We start from the raw sequence: 17,543 nt of genomic DNA, 5'->3' as shown, positions 1-17,543 counted from the left end.
CCTCCCAAAGGAAGCCGCAATTGAAGCGATATACCGCCCGCCCCTACACATGAGCGAGGTGCCGCAGATTGCCGAGCACCGAGGTGCGGTGCTCTGCCCCATTCGCACCCCTGCGGGGCTGAGGTGCCGCAGGTTGTCGCGAAAGAGGAGCGCAGCGTACACAAGGTACGTAAGCGACGATTGGACGCCAAGATTCTGCGCCCGACCCCGTCGCCCTTCCTGCGCGGCTGAGATGCCGCAGATCGGTGTGAAAGAGGAGGGCGCACGCCTTGCGTGCGGCGCCCGACGATTGAGCGCCGAGGTGCGGCATCTCAGCCGCGCAGGCGTGTTTTGAGGGCTCGGTCGATCTCCCGCTGCACATCGCGCTTGGCCATATCTTCGCGCTTGTCATAGAGCTTTTTGCCGCGGCCCAGACCAAGGAGCAGCTTCACGCGGCCCGAATCGTTAAAGTACAGCTCCAGTGGAACAAGCGCATAGCCGCGATTGCGCAGCTTGCCATCCAGGTAATCAATCTCTTTACGATGAAGCAGGAGCTTCTTGCGACGATCGGGATCGCGGTTCCACACGCCACCGTTGCTATACGGGTGAATATGCAGGCCCACAAGCCAGCACTCTCCCCCACGGATAATCGCAAAGGTGTCCGTAATCTGGCAGGCGCGCTCGCGAATGCTTTTCACCTCGGCACCGGCAAGCTCAACACCGCATTCGATGGTCTCGTCGATAAAATACTCGTGGTGCGCCGAGCGGTTTTTAGAGATGAGCTTGTGCTCCTTCTTACTGGGCATTGGCGCCACCCTCGTTATCTGTCTCGCGAATCATCTTAATCAGCGCGGAGCAAGCCTCCTTGCCAATAAGCCCGTTTGCACGTGCCGTATACTCGGCAGCCTGAGCACGGTCCCCCGCCGTTGCGGCATCGGACGCACAGATGAGCAGGCAGATGGCAACATCGGCCGAAGGACTCGTGGGAATGCCCTGGATCGAGAGCTCGCCCAAAACATGGTCGTCGGAATCCTTGGCAACCTCGGGATGCTCCTTGGCAAGGCGGTCCATCAGCGCTACCGTACGCGCATCGGCAGGAGCCAAGCGCACGGCCAGGCGCGCGCACCCAGAAGCGGCAACGGCGTTGTCCTGGTCGATAAAGAGCTGACCCAGATTAGAATAGGCGCGCGCGGCGACACGACCATCCGAGGCGCGCTCGAGCACAGAGTTGGAGAGTGCCGCCCACTCCTGAATATCGCCCAGTGCGCGGAAAATCTCGGCCAAATCAAGACGATACTTGCAGTTCATGGGGTTCCAGCGCACCGCTTGAACAAGCGCATCGCGTGCGCGCTCGTAATCTTGCTGCTGAATGCACACGTATGCCACATCGGAATACAGACGATCAAACGGAGCAGGCACCGCAACGATACGACGCGGATCGTGCTCAACGCGCGCATAGCATAGACGCTCAAAGGAGTCCTGGAAGCTAAAGTACTGCACCTCGTCTGTGGCCTGGCACATCTCTGCAATGTAATCCTCGACAAGCTCCAGATAGCGCTCGAGCATCTGCGATGCCGTCGAAATGTCGCCCGCCGCCAGATACGTCTCGGCGTACTCGATATCTTGTTCGGAAATCGGCGTTTCCACATGTCCTCCTGAGTCTCGGTTCGGTTTCTCAGTGTAGCCTAAATGCTCAAGGTATGTATGAGCTTGAAGTTGAGGTGGCCTCGCATGCAGTCGGCGCCCACAACCTCCACGATTGCCCGCTGACCAAGCGAGATGACCTCGCCCGAAGACGCGCCGGTAAGAGTAAGGCGACGCTCATCGAACTCCCACCACTCGTTGCCGCCCAGCGCGCTCATACGCACCAAGCCTTCAGCCGCGGTCTCGTCCACGCGCACGAAAGCGCCCATCTGGTCGATCCAGGTAACGGTTGCCGCCATGCGCTCGCCCACACGCTGAGCGTAGTATTGGGCGACCTTCACCTTTTGAGAGTCGCGCGCGGCAGCGTCGGCGATGCGCTCGCGCGAAGACGCCTCCCGGCAGAGCGCCGGCAAAATGTGCTCCATATCTTGAGAACCCATGCCCACCAACCGCGGTGCCCGCTCGCGCGCCGCGCGGGCACCCAGCCGCTCGCGCGCAAGCAGCATCTTAAGGGCACGATGGACAAGTAGATCGGGATAGCGACGAATAGGGCTCGTGAAGTGGCAGTACGCATCGGCGCCCAGGGCATAGTGCCCCAGGTTGTGTGGACGATACACAGCTCGCTGCATCGCACGCAAGAGCAAGGCATTCACCATAGGGGCCTGAGAGGTCTGGGCGCTGCGCTCCAGCACGCCCTCGATAGCATGGGAGTCACCGGTCATGATGCCCAGCGCCTCTTGGCGGTCGATCGTCTGAGCCTCGATCAGCACCTCTGCCGCAGCCGTCAACTCGTCGGGCGAAGGATCCTCGTGCACGCGAAACGCCGCAGGCACCCCAGCCGCCACCAGCTTTCTTGCCACGCATTCGTTGGCAAGAAGCATGGCCTCTTCCACAAGCGACGTCGCAGCGGTACGGCGGCGCACATCGATGCGCTCCGGCACGCCCTCGTCGTCAAGGACCACATGGACCTCGCTTGATTCGAAATCGATAGCACCGCGGCGACGCCTAACCCCCTGGCGCGCACGCGCAAGCTCGTCGGCATCGCGAAGAAACGCAGTGATTTCGATCCCACAGGCAGCAGCGTCTCGACGCGCCCTCTCGGCACGCTCCGCGCATGCCAAATCGACATCCTCGGCCTCGCCTTCATCGCTCGCTGCTTCTTCACCCCGAAGCAACCAATCGGCTGCATCGTAATCAAGGCGCACGCGCGGCTGAATCACACTCGGATAGGCACGGCTCGATACCACGCGCCCGCGCGCATCGAGTTCGATATCCACGGTAAAGGCAAGGCGATCCTCGTGCGGCCGCAAGGAGCACAGATCGTTCGAAAGACGCTCGGGCAGCATGGGCAACACGCGATCGGCCAGGTAAACACTGGTAGAGCGCATACGAGCCTCAAGATCGATAGAACTCTCCCATAGCACGTAATGCGACACGTCGGCGATATGCACCCCAAGCTTCCAACCGCCCGCTGGCGTGCGCTCAACGGAGATGGCGTCGTCAAAGTCGCGCGCATCCACCGGATCGATCGTCAGCAAAAAGCGATTGCGGATATCGCGGCGCAGCGGATCTTGCAACGCGGATTCGACATCGAGCTCCAGCGACTCGGCCTCCGCAAGCGCAGCCGGCGCATAGCCGTCGGCCAAGTCGTAGCGCGCCATGACAGTCTGTATGCCGGCATCCGGGGCGTCTTCTCCACCGATGCGCCGCTCGATCGTCACCACGCCCGACTCCATGCGCGTGGGATAGCTCACAATCCGCGCGGCGACAAGGTCGCCATCGGTCACGCCCAGGCGCTCAGGCGACTGGTCACGCGGAGGAACAAAGAAATCGAGCTTGGCTCGTTTGTCCAGCGGGCGCACGACGCCCAGCGGCCCCGCCTGATGGTAGGTTCCCACCAAGACGGTCTGGGAACGTTCCTCCACCGATTCGACCTGCGCGCGGCGCTCGCCGCCCGGCCCGCGATGCAAGCTCACCGTTACGGTGTCGCCCGGCATGGCCTCGCGCATACCGCGCTCGGTAAGTCTGAACACGCCCTCGGCAGTCTCTACGGTAGCGATGCCGCCCGTCACGCACACCGTGCCCAAAAGGCCCGCTACGCGGCGCGAACGCACGGAAGAACGACGCCCGTTCGTCTTATGTTTACGCCCCAAGGCGAACCTCCAATCGATCCACAAAAAACAGCAAAGGGCGGGCCGCACAATGCGACCCGCCCCTATCGTGTACCCCTTTGGGCCCTCGGGCTATACCTTAAGGTAGCGCCTCATAGCGATGGCAGAGCCAAACAGGCCAATGACCACGCCGACAAGAAGCAGCGCACCATAGGTGGCCAAAAACATCTGGATAGGAATCGCAAAGGTGAGGAACTTGACGCTGTTTTGCAGCGCGGGAATGCCTACGTTGCGGATAATCTCCAGCACGCCAATGGCGAGTGCAGAGCCCAGCAGTGCCTGCAAAACGCCCTCGGTGATAAACGGCCCACGGATAAAGCCGTTCGAAGCGCCCACAAGGCGCATGATGGCGATCTCGCGACGACGCGCGGTGATCGAGAGGCGAATCGTGTTGTTGATAAAGATGAAGGCGATAAACGTGAGGAGCGCCACGACCACAATAGCGGCGATGCGGATGTAGTTGGTCACCTGGAACAGACGGCCAACCTCCTCCCGACCATACAAAACGCTTGCCTCGACATCGGCATCTTTATCGTCTACCTCGGTGTTTTCGTCGTCAACGATCTTGCGGAAGCTCGAACTCTGCTTGATCTTTGTGGCGGTGGAGGCAACCTGCGAAGGGTCCTCCATCTCGATCACAAAGGAGCGCGGCAGCGGGTTCTCGCCGTCGAGCGCCGACATAGTGGCATCGGCGTTGTTGGACACCTTGCTCTTGTAGTCGGAAAGCGCATCCTCTTTGGTCTTGAAGGTTACGTTCTTGACGTTATCCCAACTCTTGAGCTCGGACTCGAATGCCTTGATATCATCGTCGGCGGCGTCGTCGGAAATAAACGCGTTGATGGTAACTTCCTGCTCCACCGTACCGATCGCGGCATTGACCATCGCGGAACCGACGATGAACAGACCGATGATGAACAGCGACAGGAAGATGGTGATAACCGCACCCAGAGACGTGGTCCAGTTGCGGAAGAAGTGCCTATTGGCCTCCTTGATGGAATAACCCAGATTGCTAGGCGCCATAGTTGCCGTAACCTCCCCTCTCCTGGTCGCGAATGACATGACCGGCCTCGAGCGCGATGACGCGACGGCGCATGGAGTCGACCATGGCGCGGTCGTGCGTGGCCACGATAACCGTGGTACCCGTGCGGTTAATGCGCTCGAGCAGCTTCATGATGCCAAGCGAGATAGCGGGGTCGAGGTTACCGGTAGGCTCGTCGCAGATCAACAGCGGCGGGCGGTTGACCATAGCACGGGCAACGGCAACGCGCTGCTGCTCGCCGCCGGAGAGCTGATCGGGCATGGAGTCCATCTGGTCTGCCAAGCCAACAAGACGCAGCACCTCGGGAACCTGGCTGCGAATGACGCCGCGCGGCTTGCCGATGCACTCAAGGGCAAAGGCGACGTTCTCGTAAGCCGTCTTGTTGGGCAGAAGCTTAAAGTCCTGGAAGACGGCGCCGATCTGACGGCGGAGGAACGGGACCTTGCGGTTCTTGATGCGCATCAGGTCCTGGCCGGCCACGAGCACGCGGCCGGACGTGGGCTTGACATCACGCATCAAGGTGGAGAGCAGCGTGGTCTTGCCGGAGCCGGAGTGGCCGACGAGGAAAACGAACTCACCGGGGTAAATCTCGATGTTCACATCGTCCAGCGCGGGCTTATTGGGCTGCGCGGCATAGATCTTGGTGAGGTGCTCCATCAGGATAACGGGCTCGACACCCGCATCGCGGGCCATCTTCTTGCGCGAATCCACCTGCGGAGCAAAGACAGAGGTAAAGTCTGGATTCTGCAGGGCGGCGTCAAGCGAGGCAACCTGCTTTTGCTCGGAAACATCCGTGGATGCGGGATCGACCGCACCGGCAGAGGTCATGAAGGCACCCGCGGAAGACGGGGCAACGGGATCTGTCGGTGAAGGGATGTTGAGAAGTCCGGGTTGCGTAACCTGCGGGTCCATATCGGCATCCAAAGATGGCATGGTGATGTCATCGACGGCATCGGCCATATCGAGCGGGGCCACCGGAGCGGTCACGTCGGGTGCAGGAGTGTATGCAAAGGGATCGGTTACGGGCTCGAAGCCCGTGTCTTCCGGAGCGACGATATCGTCTGCCGAGACAACCGACAACCGAGGGTCTTCGACCTTCGGCGCCGCTTGCCCGTCTCCGGGCTTACGGAAGTGGTTACCCACAAAAGCTCCTTTACGTCGTGCGTTTAAACTACATGAGCGCACCTATTGTAGCAAGACACTTGGCGCGTCATCAAAGTGGCATATGTTTGAACGTCATTTGCACGAAAGGCACGCCACCGTGCGCCATCAAAAAGGCTTCGCTCGCCAAAAAAGACGAACGAAGCCCAATAAAACCGCTTTGCGATGACAGCGAGAACGGGTGTTACGCCATAAAGGCGGCAACCTTCTTGATGATGCCCTCAGCATCGAGACCAAACTCATGGAGCAGGTCGAGCGCGGGACCGGAGTACCCAAAGACATCCTCCACGCCGATCTTCTTCATGGGAACCGGGTGGTTTTGGACCAAGACGTCGGCAGCGGCATCGCCCAGGCCACCGATCACGGAGTGCTCCTCGACCGTCACCACGCGGCCGGTCTTCTCGGCGCTCTTCAAAATGATATCGGCGTCGATGGGCTTGATGGTGTGGATGTTGATGACCTCGGCATCGATGCCGCGCTCGGCAAGGGCCTCGGCGGCTTCGAGAGCAGCAGAGACCATAAGGCCGCAGGCGACAATAGTCACGTCGGAGCCCTCGCGCATAAGGATGCCACGACCCAGTTTGAACTCATAGGTCTCGGGGTCGTTGATGACGGGGGCGGCCAAGCGGCCAAAGCGCATGTAGACAGGGCCATCGAGCTCATAGGCGGCACGTACGCACGCCTTTGCCTCGACATCGTCGGCAGGAACAACCACCGTCATGCCCGGAATGGTGCGCATAAGGGCGATATCCTCGTTGCACTGGTGCGTAGCTCCGTCCTCGCCCACCGAGATACCGGCGTGCGTGGCGCCGATCTTGACGTTGAGATGCGGGTAGCCAATGGAGTTGCGAACCTGCTCGAAAGCGCGGCCCGCAGCGAACATCGCAAAGGTGCTCGCAAAGGCAACGCGGCCGGTGGTGGCCACGCCCGCAGCCATGCCCATCAGGTTGGACTCGGCGATGCCGGCGTTGAAGAAGCGATCGGGATAGGCCGCCTTGAACTTTGCCGTCTGGGTAGCAGCCGCCAGGTCGGCATCGAATACGACAAAGTCGTCGTGCTCGGCACCCAGCTCGACCAGGGCCTCACCATAGCTCGCGCGAGTGGCGATTCTCTTCACGTCTGCCATTATTCGCCCTCCTTGTCATGAGCGTCGAGCTCGGCCATGGCCTGAGCATACTGTTCGTCGTTGGGAGCCTTGCCATGCCAGCCAACCTGACCCTCCATGAAGGAGACGCCTTTGCCCTTGGTGGTTTCGCACACGATACACGTGGGCATGCCGTGGGTCTCGCGGGCCTCGGCAAAGGCGGCGCGCAGCTGGGCGAAGTCATTGCCGTCGGCGACCTCGATCACATGGAACTTGAACGCACGGAACTTGTCGGCGATGGGCATCGCGGAGTTGACCTCCTCGATGGTGCCATCGATCTGCAAGCCGTTGTGGTCGACGATCAAGCAGAGGTTGTCGAGCGCGTGGTTGCCCGCAAACATAGCGGCCTCCCACACCTGGCCCTCCTCAATCTCGCCGTCGCCCAACAGGGCATAGGTGCGATAGGTATCGCCCCAATGCTGAGCGGCAAGTGCCATTCCCACGGCAGCGGAGACGCCCTGGCCAAGTGAGCCGGTGGACATGTCCACGCCCGGGGTATCGTTCATGTTGGGATGGCCCTGCAGGTGACTGCCAATGTGGCGAAGCGTAAGCAGGTCTTCCTTGGGGAAAAAGCCGCGCTCGGCAAGTACGGCGTAGAGGGCGGGCGCGCAGTGGCCCTTGGAGAGCACGAAGCGATCGCGATCGGCACGGCGTGGGTTGGCCGGGTCGATATTCATCTCCTCGAAATACAGGTAGGTCATGATCTCCGTAGCTCCAAGCGAGCCGCCGGGATGTCCCGACTTCGCCGCATGGACACCGGTGACGATTCCCTTCCTCACTTCGTTGGCAAGGTGCTTGAGCTCTTCATCGCTCATGGTGCCTTCCTTTCGCACGTTGTGTCGTCGGTTACGAATACGTCCGCGCCGTCTTGGTTTGCAAAGCGACACGTACGCTTCCCCATTATGAACCAAGCGTCTCCCGTTGCCAGGCACAACTGCGCTACGGGGTTATCAATCGGCCAGTGGGCGCAAACGTTTTTTCACTCATGTAAAAAACAGCGGCGGGCATCGCACACCCGCCGCTGCACTACACGCCCAGCTCTTTGAATCCCTCGCCAAACGCCTCGGTGACATCGGAGATGATGACGATGGCGTCTCGGTCGCGCTCAGCCACAATAGCCTTTAGGGGCGAAAGCTCGCGACGCTCCAAAATCACCATGAGCACTGGCTTGTCGTTACCGCTCCACATGCCCGTCGCGCTCAGCTTGGTGCAGCCGCGCCCCAAGCCGTGCAAGATATCGTCCGCGATATCGTCAAAGCTATCGGAAATGACAAAAGCCATGCGGCGCTTGTTGCCGCCGTCGACCACGGCATCGACTACGATGCCCATGAGCACCATGGCGAGCGCAGCGTAAAGCGCATTGATGAGCGAGAACACGGGAATCGAAAGCGCACAGACGGTAACGTCGATGACCATGGTGGTAGCGCCCACCGGCAGCGACGTCTTGCGCGAGATGATCTGGCCGATGGTATCCGACCCGCCGGTATTGGAGCCGCAGCGCAGCACCAAGCCGTAACCCAAGCCGCACGCCAGCGCACCCCAAAGAGCCGAAAGCATCAGCTCCTCGCCGCCAAGCGGCGTGACAAAAGGCGCAAAGAGGTCGGTGAACACACCGAGCAAAACAAATCCCGTCACGGTTTGAATAACGTAGAGCAGGCCTCCGGCGCGTGCCACCGCCAGCAGCAGAACGGCGTTAATCACGATGGTCTGCATGCCAACGGGAAGTGTCAGGCCATTGCGGGCGCCAAGCTCCTGGATGATCGTTGCCACGCCGGTAACGCCGCCCGCGGCAAGACCGTTGGGAATCATGAACATGTCGGTTGCGAACGCCGCGATAGCGCAGCCGAGCACGACCATCGGCAGATCGCGCACGAAGTTCGATTGGATGATGCGCTTGATATCCAAACGGTGCCCCACTATTCCTCCTCATGAGAAAGGACGCATCGCAACGTTCGCGGTGCGCCCCCTTAGGCTTCAACGGCTCGATTGTACCGGATGAAGCGCGGCTCGAACACCGCCCCTTCCGTCAGCGTAGGCTATTCGTCCAGCAAGGTATCCTCTGCAGACGGACCCTCGGCATTGCCGGTTGCCCAGCGATGGTAGCCAAAGATGAACGGATCTAGGTCCCCGTCTTCCAAAACAGCATCGGGGTTGCCCGTCTCTACACCCGTACGCAGGTCTTTGACCATCTGATACGGATAGAGCACATAGCTTCGAATCTGATTGCCAAAGCCGATCGTATGCTTGGGCCCGCGAATCTCGTCGAGAGCCTCTTCGCGCTTTTGAAGCTCCAGCTCGTAGAGGCGCGCTTTGAGGATCTGCATACATGCGGCTTTGTTCTGTATCTGGCTGCGCTCGTTTTGGCAGGTGACCACAATACCTGTGGGGATATGCGTGACGCGCACGGCAGAGTCGGTGGTGTTGACGCCCTGGCCACCAGGGCCACTCGCGTGGTACACATCCACGCGGATGTCGCCGGGATCGACCTCGACCTCGATATCATCGGGCAGCACCGGGATGACCTCAACGCCCGCAAATGTAGTCTGGCGGCGCTTTTTATCGTCCGTAGGCGAAATGCGCACCAAACGGTGCACGCCCGCCTCGGCACGCAGCATGCCAAAGGCGTTCTTGCCCTCAACGGTGATGGTGGCACGGTCGATGCCGATAACCTCTGCCGCGGGGCAGTCGTTGACCGTCACCTTCCAACCGCGACGCGCGCAGTACTTCATGTACATCTTAAAGAGCATGAAGGTCCAGTCCTGCGCCTCAAGACCACCCTGGCCGGGCTTGATAGTGAGAATCGCATTGCCGTGATCAAACTCGCCGGTAAACCAGCTGGAGAGCTCCATATCGTCGATCTTGCGTTCAAGGGCCTGCGCGGTAGACGCTGCCTCGGCCAGCAACTCCTCGTCGCCGCCCATCTCGTCGGCAAGTTCGAGCGCGGCAAGAGCATCGGAGATGCCTTCGCGCGCATCCGCCACAGCCTGGATGTCCTCTTTGCAACTGGAAAGCTCGGCCATAAGCGTTCGGGCGGCATCGGGGTTGTCCCAAAAACCAGCCTCGGCGCTTTTTGCCTCAAGCTCTGCCACGCGGGCGCGCTTCTCATCTAAATGGAGATAGGCCTCGACCTCGGCCAGACGCGCATTCAGAGCGTCCAGAGCCTCGGTCGAGGTCGTCATGACTTCGGTTGACACTTAGCGGTTCCTACCGTGACAGTTCTTGAACTTCTTGCCCGAGCCACAAGGGCACGGCTCGTTGCGGCCCACGTTGACATAGGGGTCGTCCGATTCGTCCTTGCGATAGGTTTGCACGTGACCAAAGGAGTTGGCAGCGCCGGAGCCGCCCGTGACGGCAGTGCGGGCGCGAACAGCGGCCTCGCGGCGAACAGTTGCAGATGCGTCATCGCCATCGACCTCGCCCGGACCGGAGTACTGGGCGCCCTCGAGCTCGGCGGGAGCGTCGTGCGCAGGCTCAGGTGCGCTCTTGATCTCGATGCGCAAAACGGTGCGCAGGTAATCCTCATACATGGTGTCGACAAGCGTCTGGAAGGCAGCGAAGGCCTCGGACTTGTACTCGACCAACGGGTCGCGCTGGCCAAAGCCTCGCAGGCCGATGCCAGTCTTGAGATAGTCCATCTCCTGCAGGTAGTTCATCCAGCGGGTGTCGATTACGCGCAGCATAACCTGGCAGTTGAGCTCACGCATGAGGTCATCGCCCAGGCGCTCGGCCTTGGCGTCGTAGCACTTCTGAACATACGCCAGCACTTCGGCGTTGAGTTCGTCATAAGCGCTGTCGGCAAACTGGGGAGCGTTCACGTTGCCCGTAAGTTCTACGACCCACTTGTGCAGGCCTTCAAGGTCGCGCTCGCCCTCATGGCTATCGGTGGCACAGAATTCCTGCACGCAGCGGGCCACGGTATCCTTGATGACATCGGAGACGTGGTCGCTGAGGTCCTTGCCGTCCAGAACCATGTTGCGCTCGGCATAGATAACCTGGCGCTGCTTATTCATGACGTCGTCGTACTCAAGGACGTTTTTACGCATGGAGAAGTTGATATTCTCGACCTTGCGCTGGGCGCTCTCCACGGCCTTGGACACAAACTTGTGCTGGATAGGCATGTCGTCGGGCATATCTGCCGAGATCATCATGTTGGAGATGCGGTCCATCTTGTCGCCGCCAAACAGGCGCATGAGATCGTCCTCGAGCGACAGATAGAACTGAGTCTCGCCCGGATCGCCCTGACGGCCGGAGCGGCCGCGCAGCTGGTTGTCGATACGGCGGGACTCATGGCGCTCGGTGCCAATGACGGTCAGGCCGCCGGCTGCAAGCACGCGCTCGCGCTCGGCCTTGCAGGTGGCAACGGCCTGCTCACGCGCGCTCTCGAGCTGCTCGAGCGTGGCGTCGGCCATCTCGATGCCCGCATTGGCGAGCATCTCGCGCGCGAGCTCGTCGGGATTGCCGCCAAGCAGGATGTCGGTACCACGGCCAGCCATGTTGGTGGCGATGGTCACGGCGCCATAACGACCGGCCTGAGCGACGATGTGAGCCTCGTGCTCATGGAACTTGGCGTTGAGGATGGCATGCTTGATGCCGCGGCTATCGAGCAGGCGCGAGAGCTTTTCGGAGCTCTCGATGGAAACGGTGCCCACCAGCACAGGCTGGCCCTTGGCATGGCGAGCCTCAACGTCGTCGGCGACAGCGTTGAACTTGGCATCGATAGTGCGGTAGACCAAGTCATCGTGGTCCACGCGGATAACGGGCTTGTTGGGAGGGATCACCTGAACGGGGAGCTTGTAGATTTCGCGGAACTCGGCATCCTCGGTCAAAGCGGTACCGGTCATGCCGGAAAGCTTGTCGTACAGGCGGAAGTAGTTTTGCAGGGTGATGGTGGCGAGCGTCTGATTCTCCTCGCGCACGAGCACGCCCTCTTTTGCCTCGATAGCCTGGTGCAGGCCCTCGGAGTAACGACGGCCCTCCATGATACGGCCGGTAAACTCGTCGACGATCTTAACCTCGCCGTTTTGCACGACGTATTGTTTATCGCGATGGAACATGTACTGGGCCTTGAGCGCCTGCTGCAAGTGGTTGACCAGCTGGCCGGACAGGTCGGCGTAGATGTCCTCGATGCCCAGGCGCTGCTCGATCTTCTTCAAGCCGCGCTCGGTAGCCGCGATGGTGTGCTTGGCCTCGTCCATCACGTAATCGCCGGTCTCCTCCTGGGGCTCGACGGAGGCAAGCATATCGTGCTGGACTTCCTCGCCGCGCTCCAGGCCGCGCACGGCGCGGGCGAAGTCCTTGTAGGTGCTCGCAGACTTGGTGCCAGCGCCCGAGATGATGAGGGGCGTACGCGCCTCATCGATAAGGATGGAGTCGACCTCGTCGACGATGGCGTAGGCGTGACCGCGCTGCACGCGCTGACCGGCGCGTACCACCATGTTGTCGCGCAGATAGTCGAAGCCGAACTCGGAATTGGTGCCATAGGTGACATCGGCGGCATAGGCGGGCAGCTTGTCCTCGAGCGGCATGCCGTTTTGCAGCAGGCCCACAGTCATGCCCAAGAAGCGATAGATCTTGCCCATCCACTCGGAGTCGCGCTTTGCCAGGTAATCGTTAACGGTAACGATATGAACGCCCTTGGCGGGAATGGCGTTAAGGTAGCCGGCGAGCGTGGAGACAAGCGTTTTACCCTCGCCTGTCTTCATCTCGGCGATCATGCCCTCATGCAACGCCATGGCGCCGATGAGCTGCACATCGAAATGACGCATGCCAAGCGTGCGCTTGGAAGCCTCGCGAACGGTGGCGAATGCCTCGGGCAGCAGCGCGTCAAGCGTCTCGCCCGCCTCGTAACGCTCGCGGAACTTGACCGTTTGGCCCGCCAGCTCCTCGTCGGTCATCTTGACGAAATCAGGCTCGAGGTCGTTGATTTTTTCAACGATCTTCTCGTAGCGCTTAATGTCCTTGTCGGAGCCAAACGAGAGCAGCTTAGACATGAAACCCATAGACGGTGTCCTTTACTTAACCGAGCCAAATAAGCTCGATGAATACACAGTTGATTTTACTTTAGCCATATTTGCACCTTGACAGAGTCATATATTGCTCCCCCACGTATAAACCATGCTCGGTATAGAACATGCCGCAGGCGTATCATGTGGCGATCAGCCACATGCAAAGCCGCACGTGGCAGACGAGCTCAAGCCAGGAGGAACAATGCGACCGATGAGGCTCATCAAGCGTCAGGTAACCGACGCCGACGCAATCAAGGACATCGTAGATTCCGCGCAGGTGCTGCACGTTGGCGCCATGGATGACGACGGGATGTTCGTCGTTCCCGTGAACTACGGCTACCGGTGGCACAAAGAGCAGGACGGAGCGGAAAGCCTATCACTCTACCTGCATTCGGCACGAGAAGGCCGCAAAGCCGAGGCGTTCTTCGCAGGCGGCAAAGGCGGCGTTCGCGTAGCGATCGAACTTGAAGAGGACCGTGGCAACATCACAGGCACATTTGCCTGCGCATACTCGCGTTCATATCGTTCCATCATGGGGTCGGGCATCGTGCTTGCGGTTGATGATCCGGCAGAAAAGGAGCAGGCCCTTCGTCTCATCATGGCGCACGCGGCGCCCGATATGCCCTCCCCTGTCTTCATGCCCGATGCGCTCGCGCGCGTCGCGATCTTTCGCATCGATGTCGACACGCTCTCGGCCAAGGAGCGCGCACCCAAGCGGTAGGCGAGACGCCAACGCGAGGCAAACCCGCAGCGGCTCGCCTCGCGTCTATTCTTAATTGCCTTAATTGCCGCTAGAGACCATCGGCGCGATAGCCGCCGCAAGATTGGTGACGGGCATCGTTTGCAACCAGATACGGCCCGGGCCCGTAAGCACGGTGTTGAACAGGCCCTCGCCGCCAAAGACAATGTTCTTGGCGCCCTTGACCATTTGTGCATCGATTTTGACCGTCTCTTCGAAGCCGGCAACGTTGCCTGTATCGACGATCATCTGCTGCCCCGGGGCAAGCTGATATTCAACAAGGTCGCCGTCAATCTCGGCAAAAGCGATGCCGCTGCCCGTAAGCTTTTGCATGACGAAGCCCTCGCCGCCAAAAATGCCGGTCTTTGCCTTTCTATTAAAATGAACGCTCAGCTCAACGCCGCTTTCGGCAGCAAGGAACGAGCGCTTCTGCAAAACCCAGCTTTTGTTGGGACCGATCTCGATCGGAACGATACGGCCCGGGAAGCACGAGCCAAACGTGATCATTGCGCTACCGTGCGCGGTCCAGATGTTTTGAAACATGCTTTCACCCGAAACGGCCTTTGAAAACATCTTGCCAAGCCCGCCGCCCGTGGTAGACATCTCCATGTTGGGGGTCATCCAAACCATGGCGCCGCTCTCGGTGATCATCGATTCACCATCGGCAAGATTGCACGTAACAACCGGGAAGGTTCCTCCAAGGATCTTGTACTGCACGGCATGCTCCTTTCGTTCGATGTCGCCCGACATATGGGGACAGACTATTACATCTTGTTAATTATTATCGAGAACGTCCCCTTTATCTCAACCCCAAGACGGCGGCCTGACGTCCCAAAGCGGTGACCGTTCCCGGCTCTCACGCGCGCCTCCCTTAAAACGAGTGGCGGTAAATCACTCATTTTGAATCGAGTGGCGGATAAACACGCGCAATCTCGTCGATTTCCTCCTCAAAACGTTTCAAAAACCGCCACTCATTTAAAAACGTTTGAAAACCGCCACTCATCAGCCACCAACTGTCAGCCGCCGACCGTCGGCCACCGTGCATCAGCCGCCGATCATCTGACCCGTGGCATCATCCGTTCGAAATAGAAAAAGGGCTGCGACCCACAGAATCGCAGCCCTCATACGTGCACTTTGTTACAAGCAGCAAATGCTACTCGGCAGCCTCGGTGGCCTCGGCCTCAGCAGCGGCCTGGTCGACCGGAGCCTCAGCGGGAGCCTCGGCGGCCTTCTTGGCAGCCTCAGCAGCGAACTTCTCGGCACGCTTTGCCTTCTCGGCAGCCTTAGCCTCAGCGGCAGCCTTGCGAGCAGCCTCGGCCTCGGCAGCCTTAGCGGCCTTAGCAGCCTTGGCCTCCTCAGCCTTCTTGAGCTGAGCAGCGGCGGCGCCACCGAACTTGTCGGCGAAGCGCTGGACGCGTCCACCGGTGTCAACGAACTTCTGCTGGCCAGTGTAGAACGGGTGGCACTCGTTGCAGAGCTCGACGGTAATCTCAGGCTTGGTGGAGCGGGTCTTGAACACGTTGCCGCAGCTGCAGCGGACGGTGCACTCGACGTACTCCGGATGAATTCCTTGCTTCATGGCAGGGCTCCTCTGGAATCGCGTCCTGGTTTCCGACCAGAACTAGGGGTGTCTTGGTTTCCGACCAAGACAAGACAGCCTGCCTAGGATAGCACAGACCCCAACGAGCTCGCCAAGCCCACAAAAGCACCATGCCAATACTCGCGCACGGCGCGCCCCGGGCACGAGCCGCTCTCCCCCTTCCGATTTCTGCCGTGTTACCCGCGTGAATGGCATGCGTAAAGCGCGCCGGTACATCTACAATGGTGAGTATTGTTATCTCTGTGCGCGGCGCCGCGCCTTGCGCACACGTCGAAGGGACTCTCATGGCCGAGACCGCCTCCAACCGTATCGTCATCACCGTCCTGGGCGAAAACCGCCCCGGCATCGTCGCCGGCGTCACCCGCGTGCTGGGCGAGGCCAACGTCGACATCCGCGACATCACGCAGTCCATCCTCGAGGACATCTTCACCATGACCATGCTCGCAGACTGCTCCGAGTCCACGCTCGACTTCACCGACCTGCAAGAAGCACTGGTCCAAGCAGGCGAGCTCTCCGGCGTAACCGTGAACATTCAGCGCGAGGACGTCTTTAACTTCATGTACCGCCTCTAAGCCCTACGGTATTCCAACGACATTTAAACAGCGCCTTGCGAGAGGAGCCTCAACCGTGGCATATGACGCTAAAAAGATTTACTACCGCTTCGACGACTATCTGAGCCGCCTGGTGCTCGACTACGAGGCAAGCCGCCAGATCGACGAGGACAGTGAACGCCTGTACCACGGTTTTCCCAATGCGCCCTACGACGAATCGCTCTTCGAGCAGCATAACGTCAAGCGCGGCCTGCGCAATGCCGACGGCTCCGGCGTCGTCGCAGGCCTTACGCGCATCTCCGACGTCCACGGCTACAACCGGATCGACGGTCGCGTCGTCCCCGACGAGGGCCGCTTGAGCCTGCGCGGATACAGCATCGACGACCTGGTGAATCACGCCCAAGCAGAAGACCGCTTTGGCTACGAGGAAGTCGCCTACCTGCTGCTCACCGGTTCCCTTCCCAGCAAAGAAGAGCTCACGGGCTTTTGCGAGCGTCTGAGCGCATTCCGCCACCTCTCCGGCGACTACATCCACGAGTTCCCGCTCACCACGCCCTCCAAAAGCATCATGAACACGCTAGCACGTGCCGTCTTGCTGCTATACCGCTTTGACGCCGAGCCTGACGAGATTTCGCCGGAACACGAGATCGACGTCGCCATGTCCATGATCGCGCGTCTGCCGCGCATCGCCGCTCTCGCCCACATGGCACGTGTCGCCCAGCGCGAGGGGCGCATGCCGCAGATTCCCCAGCCCTCCCCCGACCTCTCCACCGCCGAAAGCGTCCTGCAGGTCCTGCGCGGCGGAAACGATTTCACCCATGACGAAGCCATGTTGCTCGATGTCATGATGATGCTGCACGCCGAGCACGGCGGCGGCAACAACTCGACGTTCGCCTGCCGCGTGCTCTCTTCCTCGGCAACCGACCCCTACTCCGCCTATGCCGCCGCGATCGGCTCCCTCAAGGGTCCGCGCCACGGCGGAGCCAACGCCAAGGTCGTTGCCATGCACGAGGACATTCGCAAGCATGTTTCGAACTGGGAGGACGAAGACGAGCTCGCCGCGTACCTCACGCGCATCCTCAAGCGCGAAGCGTTCGACGGCTCCGGCCTCATCTACGGCATGGGCCACGCCGTCTACACGCTTTCCGACCCGCGTGCCGAGCTCTGCCGCACCTATGCGCGCAGTCTTGCGCAAAAGAAGGGCCTGGGCGATGAGTTTGCGCTCATCGAGCGCATCGAGGGTCTCGCGCCGCAGCTCATGCGCGATGTCTGCGGCATCACCAAGCCTATCTGCGCCAACATCGACCTGTACACCGGCTTTATCTACTCAATGCTTGGCATCCCCGAGACGCTCTTCACCCCGATGTTCGCCGTTTCACGCATGGCAGGTTGGGCAGCCCACCGCATGGAGGAGCTCTTCTGCGCGCATCGCATCATCCGCCCGGGCTATCAATCGGTGCTGGATGACGTCACCTATCTGCCCATCAACGAACGTCAGTAGGCTTTTCGC

15 protein-coding genes are annotated in these 17,543 nt (G+C 60.4%); 3 read left to right on the top strand and 12 right to left on the bottom strand.

Annotated elements, in window-relative coordinates:
* Positions 1-311: 311 nt before the first annotated feature.
* From smpB to secA, 10 genes are all read right to left on the bottom strand, one after another.
* Positions 312-785 (bottom strand): SsrA-binding protein SmpB, encoded by a 474-nt coding sequence (smpB, locus tag HF320_RS02795; RefSeq protein ID WP_022386649.1) that lies wholly within the window; start codon positions 783-785, stop codon positions 312-314.
* Positions 775-1,626: a hypothetical protein gene (locus HF320_RS02790; RefSeq protein WP_169276927.1), complete on the bottom strand. Its 852-nt coding sequence runs from the start codon at positions 1,624-1,626 to the stop codon at positions 775-777. Before HF320_RS02790 ends, smpB begins: the two co-directional genes overlap by 11 nt.
* A gap of 38 nt (positions 1,627-1,664) precedes the next feature.
* Positions 1,665-3,776, bottom strand: coding sequence for a ribonuclease R family protein (locus HF320_RS02785; protein ID WP_169276926.1), 2,112 nt, complete (start codon positions 3,774-3,776; stop codon positions 1,665-1,667).
* 90 nt (positions 3,777-3,866) lie between these two features.
* Positions 3,867-4,814 carry a permease-like cell division protein FtsX gene (gene ftsX / locus HF320_RS02780; RefSeq protein ID WP_169276925.1) on the bottom strand — a complete coding sequence of 316 codons (948 nt, stop codon included), beginning with the start codon at positions 4,812-4,814 and terminating at the stop codon, positions 3,867-3,869.
* Positions 4,804-5,976, bottom strand: coding sequence for a cell division ATP-binding protein FtsE (ftsE, locus tag HF320_RS02775; protein ID WP_169276924.1), 1,173 nt, complete (start codon positions 5,974-5,976; stop codon positions 4,804-4,806). The genes ftsX and ftsE overlap by 11 nt, the downstream gene beginning before the upstream one ends.
* A 202-nt stretch (positions 5,977-6,178) precedes the next feature.
* Positions 6,179-7,120, bottom strand: coding sequence for a transketolase family protein (locus HF320_RS02770; RefSeq protein WP_169276923.1), 942 nt, complete (start codon positions 7,118-7,120; stop codon positions 6,179-6,181).
* Positions 7,120-7,953: a transketolase gene (locus tag HF320_RS02765; RefSeq protein ID WP_169276922.1), complete on the bottom strand. Its 834-nt coding sequence runs from the start codon at positions 7,951-7,953 to the stop codon at positions 7,120-7,122. Before HF320_RS02765 ends, HF320_RS02770 begins: the two co-directional genes overlap by 1 nt.
* A gap of 211 nt (positions 7,954-8,164) precedes the next feature.
* Positions 8,165-9,055 (bottom strand): YitT family protein, encoded by an 891-nt coding sequence (locus HF320_RS02760; RefSeq protein WP_022386642.1) that lies wholly within the window; start codon positions 9,053-9,055, stop codon positions 8,165-8,167.
* A gap of 119 nt (positions 9,056-9,174) precedes the next feature.
* Positions 9,175-10,317: a peptide chain release factor 2 gene (gene prfB / locus HF320_RS02755; RefSeq protein ID WP_169277012.1), complete on the bottom strand. Its 1,143-nt coding sequence runs from the start codon at positions 10,315-10,317 to the stop codon at positions 9,175-9,177.
* 15 nt (positions 10,318-10,332) lie between these two features.
* The gene (gene secA, locus HF320_RS02750; protein ID WP_169276921.1) at positions 10,333-13,137 is read right to left on the bottom strand and encodes a preprotein translocase subunit SecA; all 2,805 of its coding nucleotides are present in this window, start codon (positions 13,135-13,137) and stop codon (positions 10,333-10,335) included.
* A 217-nt stretch (positions 13,138-13,354) separates the two neighbouring features.
* Here secA and HF320_RS02745 point away from each other — a divergent pair, with 217 nt between their 5' ends.
* A complete protein-coding gene (locus tag HF320_RS02745; RefSeq protein ID WP_169276920.1) occupies positions 13,355-13,864 on the top strand; it encodes a pyridoxamine 5'-phosphate oxidase family protein in 510 nt (169 codons plus the stop codon).
* Between the two features lie 60 nt (positions 13,865-13,924).
* Here the strand turns inward: HF320_RS02745 and HF320_RS02740 are convergent, their stop codons facing one another.
* Complete coding sequence (locus HF320_RS02740; protein ID WP_169276919.1) at positions 13,925-14,599, bottom strand: TIGR00266 family protein; 675 nt, start codon at positions 14,597-14,599, stop codon at positions 13,925-13,927.
* A 436-nt stretch (positions 14,600-15,035) separates the two neighbouring features.
* Positions 15,036-15,461, bottom strand: coding sequence for a 50S ribosomal protein L31 (gene rpmE, locus HF320_RS02735; protein WP_169276918.1), 426 nt, complete (start codon positions 15,459-15,461; stop codon positions 15,036-15,038).
* A gap of 305 nt (positions 15,462-15,766) precedes the next feature.
* Between rpmE and HF320_RS02730 the strand changes: the two genes are divergently transcribed.
* Together HF320_RS02730 and HF320_RS02725 are read left to right on the top strand one after the other, a co-directional pair.
* Positions 15,767-16,054, top strand: a complete 288-nt coding sequence (locus HF320_RS02730; RefSeq protein ID WP_022386636.1) for an ACT domain-containing protein — start codon at positions 15,767-15,769, stop codon at positions 16,052-16,054.
* A gap of 55 nt (positions 16,055-16,109) precedes the next feature.
* Positions 16,110-17,534, top strand: a complete 1,425-nt coding sequence (locus HF320_RS02725) for a citrate synthase (RefSeq protein ID WP_169276917.1) — start codon at positions 16,110-16,112, stop codon at positions 17,532-17,534.
* Positions 17,535-17,543 lie beyond the last annotated feature (9 nt).

The organism is Collinsella acetigenes, assembly GCF_012844445.1.
Classification (GTDB): Bacteria; Actinomycetota; Coriobacteriia; order Coriobacteriales; family Coriobacteriaceae; genus Collinsella; species Collinsella acetigenes.
Note: the sequence above shows the minus strand (reverse complement) of the source record. Positions and strands in the feature narration are given on the sequence as shown.

Coding starts and splice junctions, on each gene's coding strand:
- rpmE (WP_169276918.1), bottom strand. CDS start 15,461: ATGAAGCAAGGAATTCATCCGGAGTACGTCGAGTGCACCGTCCGCTGC.
- prfB (WP_169277012.1), bottom strand. CDS start 10,317: ATGACGACCTCGACCGAGGCTCTGGACGCTCTGAATGCGCGTCTGGCC.
- smpB (WP_022386649.1), bottom strand. CDS start 785: ATGCCCAGTAAGAAGGAGCACAAGCTCATCTCTAAAAACCGCTCGGCG.
- HF320_RS02745 (WP_169276920.1), top strand. CDS start 13,355: ATGAGGCTCATCAAGCGTCAGGTAACCGACGCCGACGCAATCAAGGAC.
- HF320_RS02770 (WP_169276923.1), bottom strand. CDS start 7,120: ATGGCAGACGTGAAGAGAATCGCCACTCGCGCGAGCTATGGTGAGGCC.
- HF320_RS02730 (WP_022386636.1), top strand. CDS start 15,767: ATGGCCGAGACCGCCTCCAACCGTATCGTCATCACCGTCCTGGGCGAA.
- ftsX (WP_169276925.1), bottom strand. CDS start 4,814: ATGGCGCCTAGCAATCTGGGTTATTCCATCAAGGAGGCCAATAGGCAC.
- secA (WP_169276921.1), bottom strand. CDS start 13,137: ATGGGTTTCATGTCTAAGCTGCTCTCGTTTGGCTCCGACAAGGACATT.
- HF320_RS02765 (WP_169276922.1), bottom strand. CDS start 7,953: ATGAGCGATGAAGAGCTCAAGCACCTTGCCAACGAAGTGAGGAAGGGA.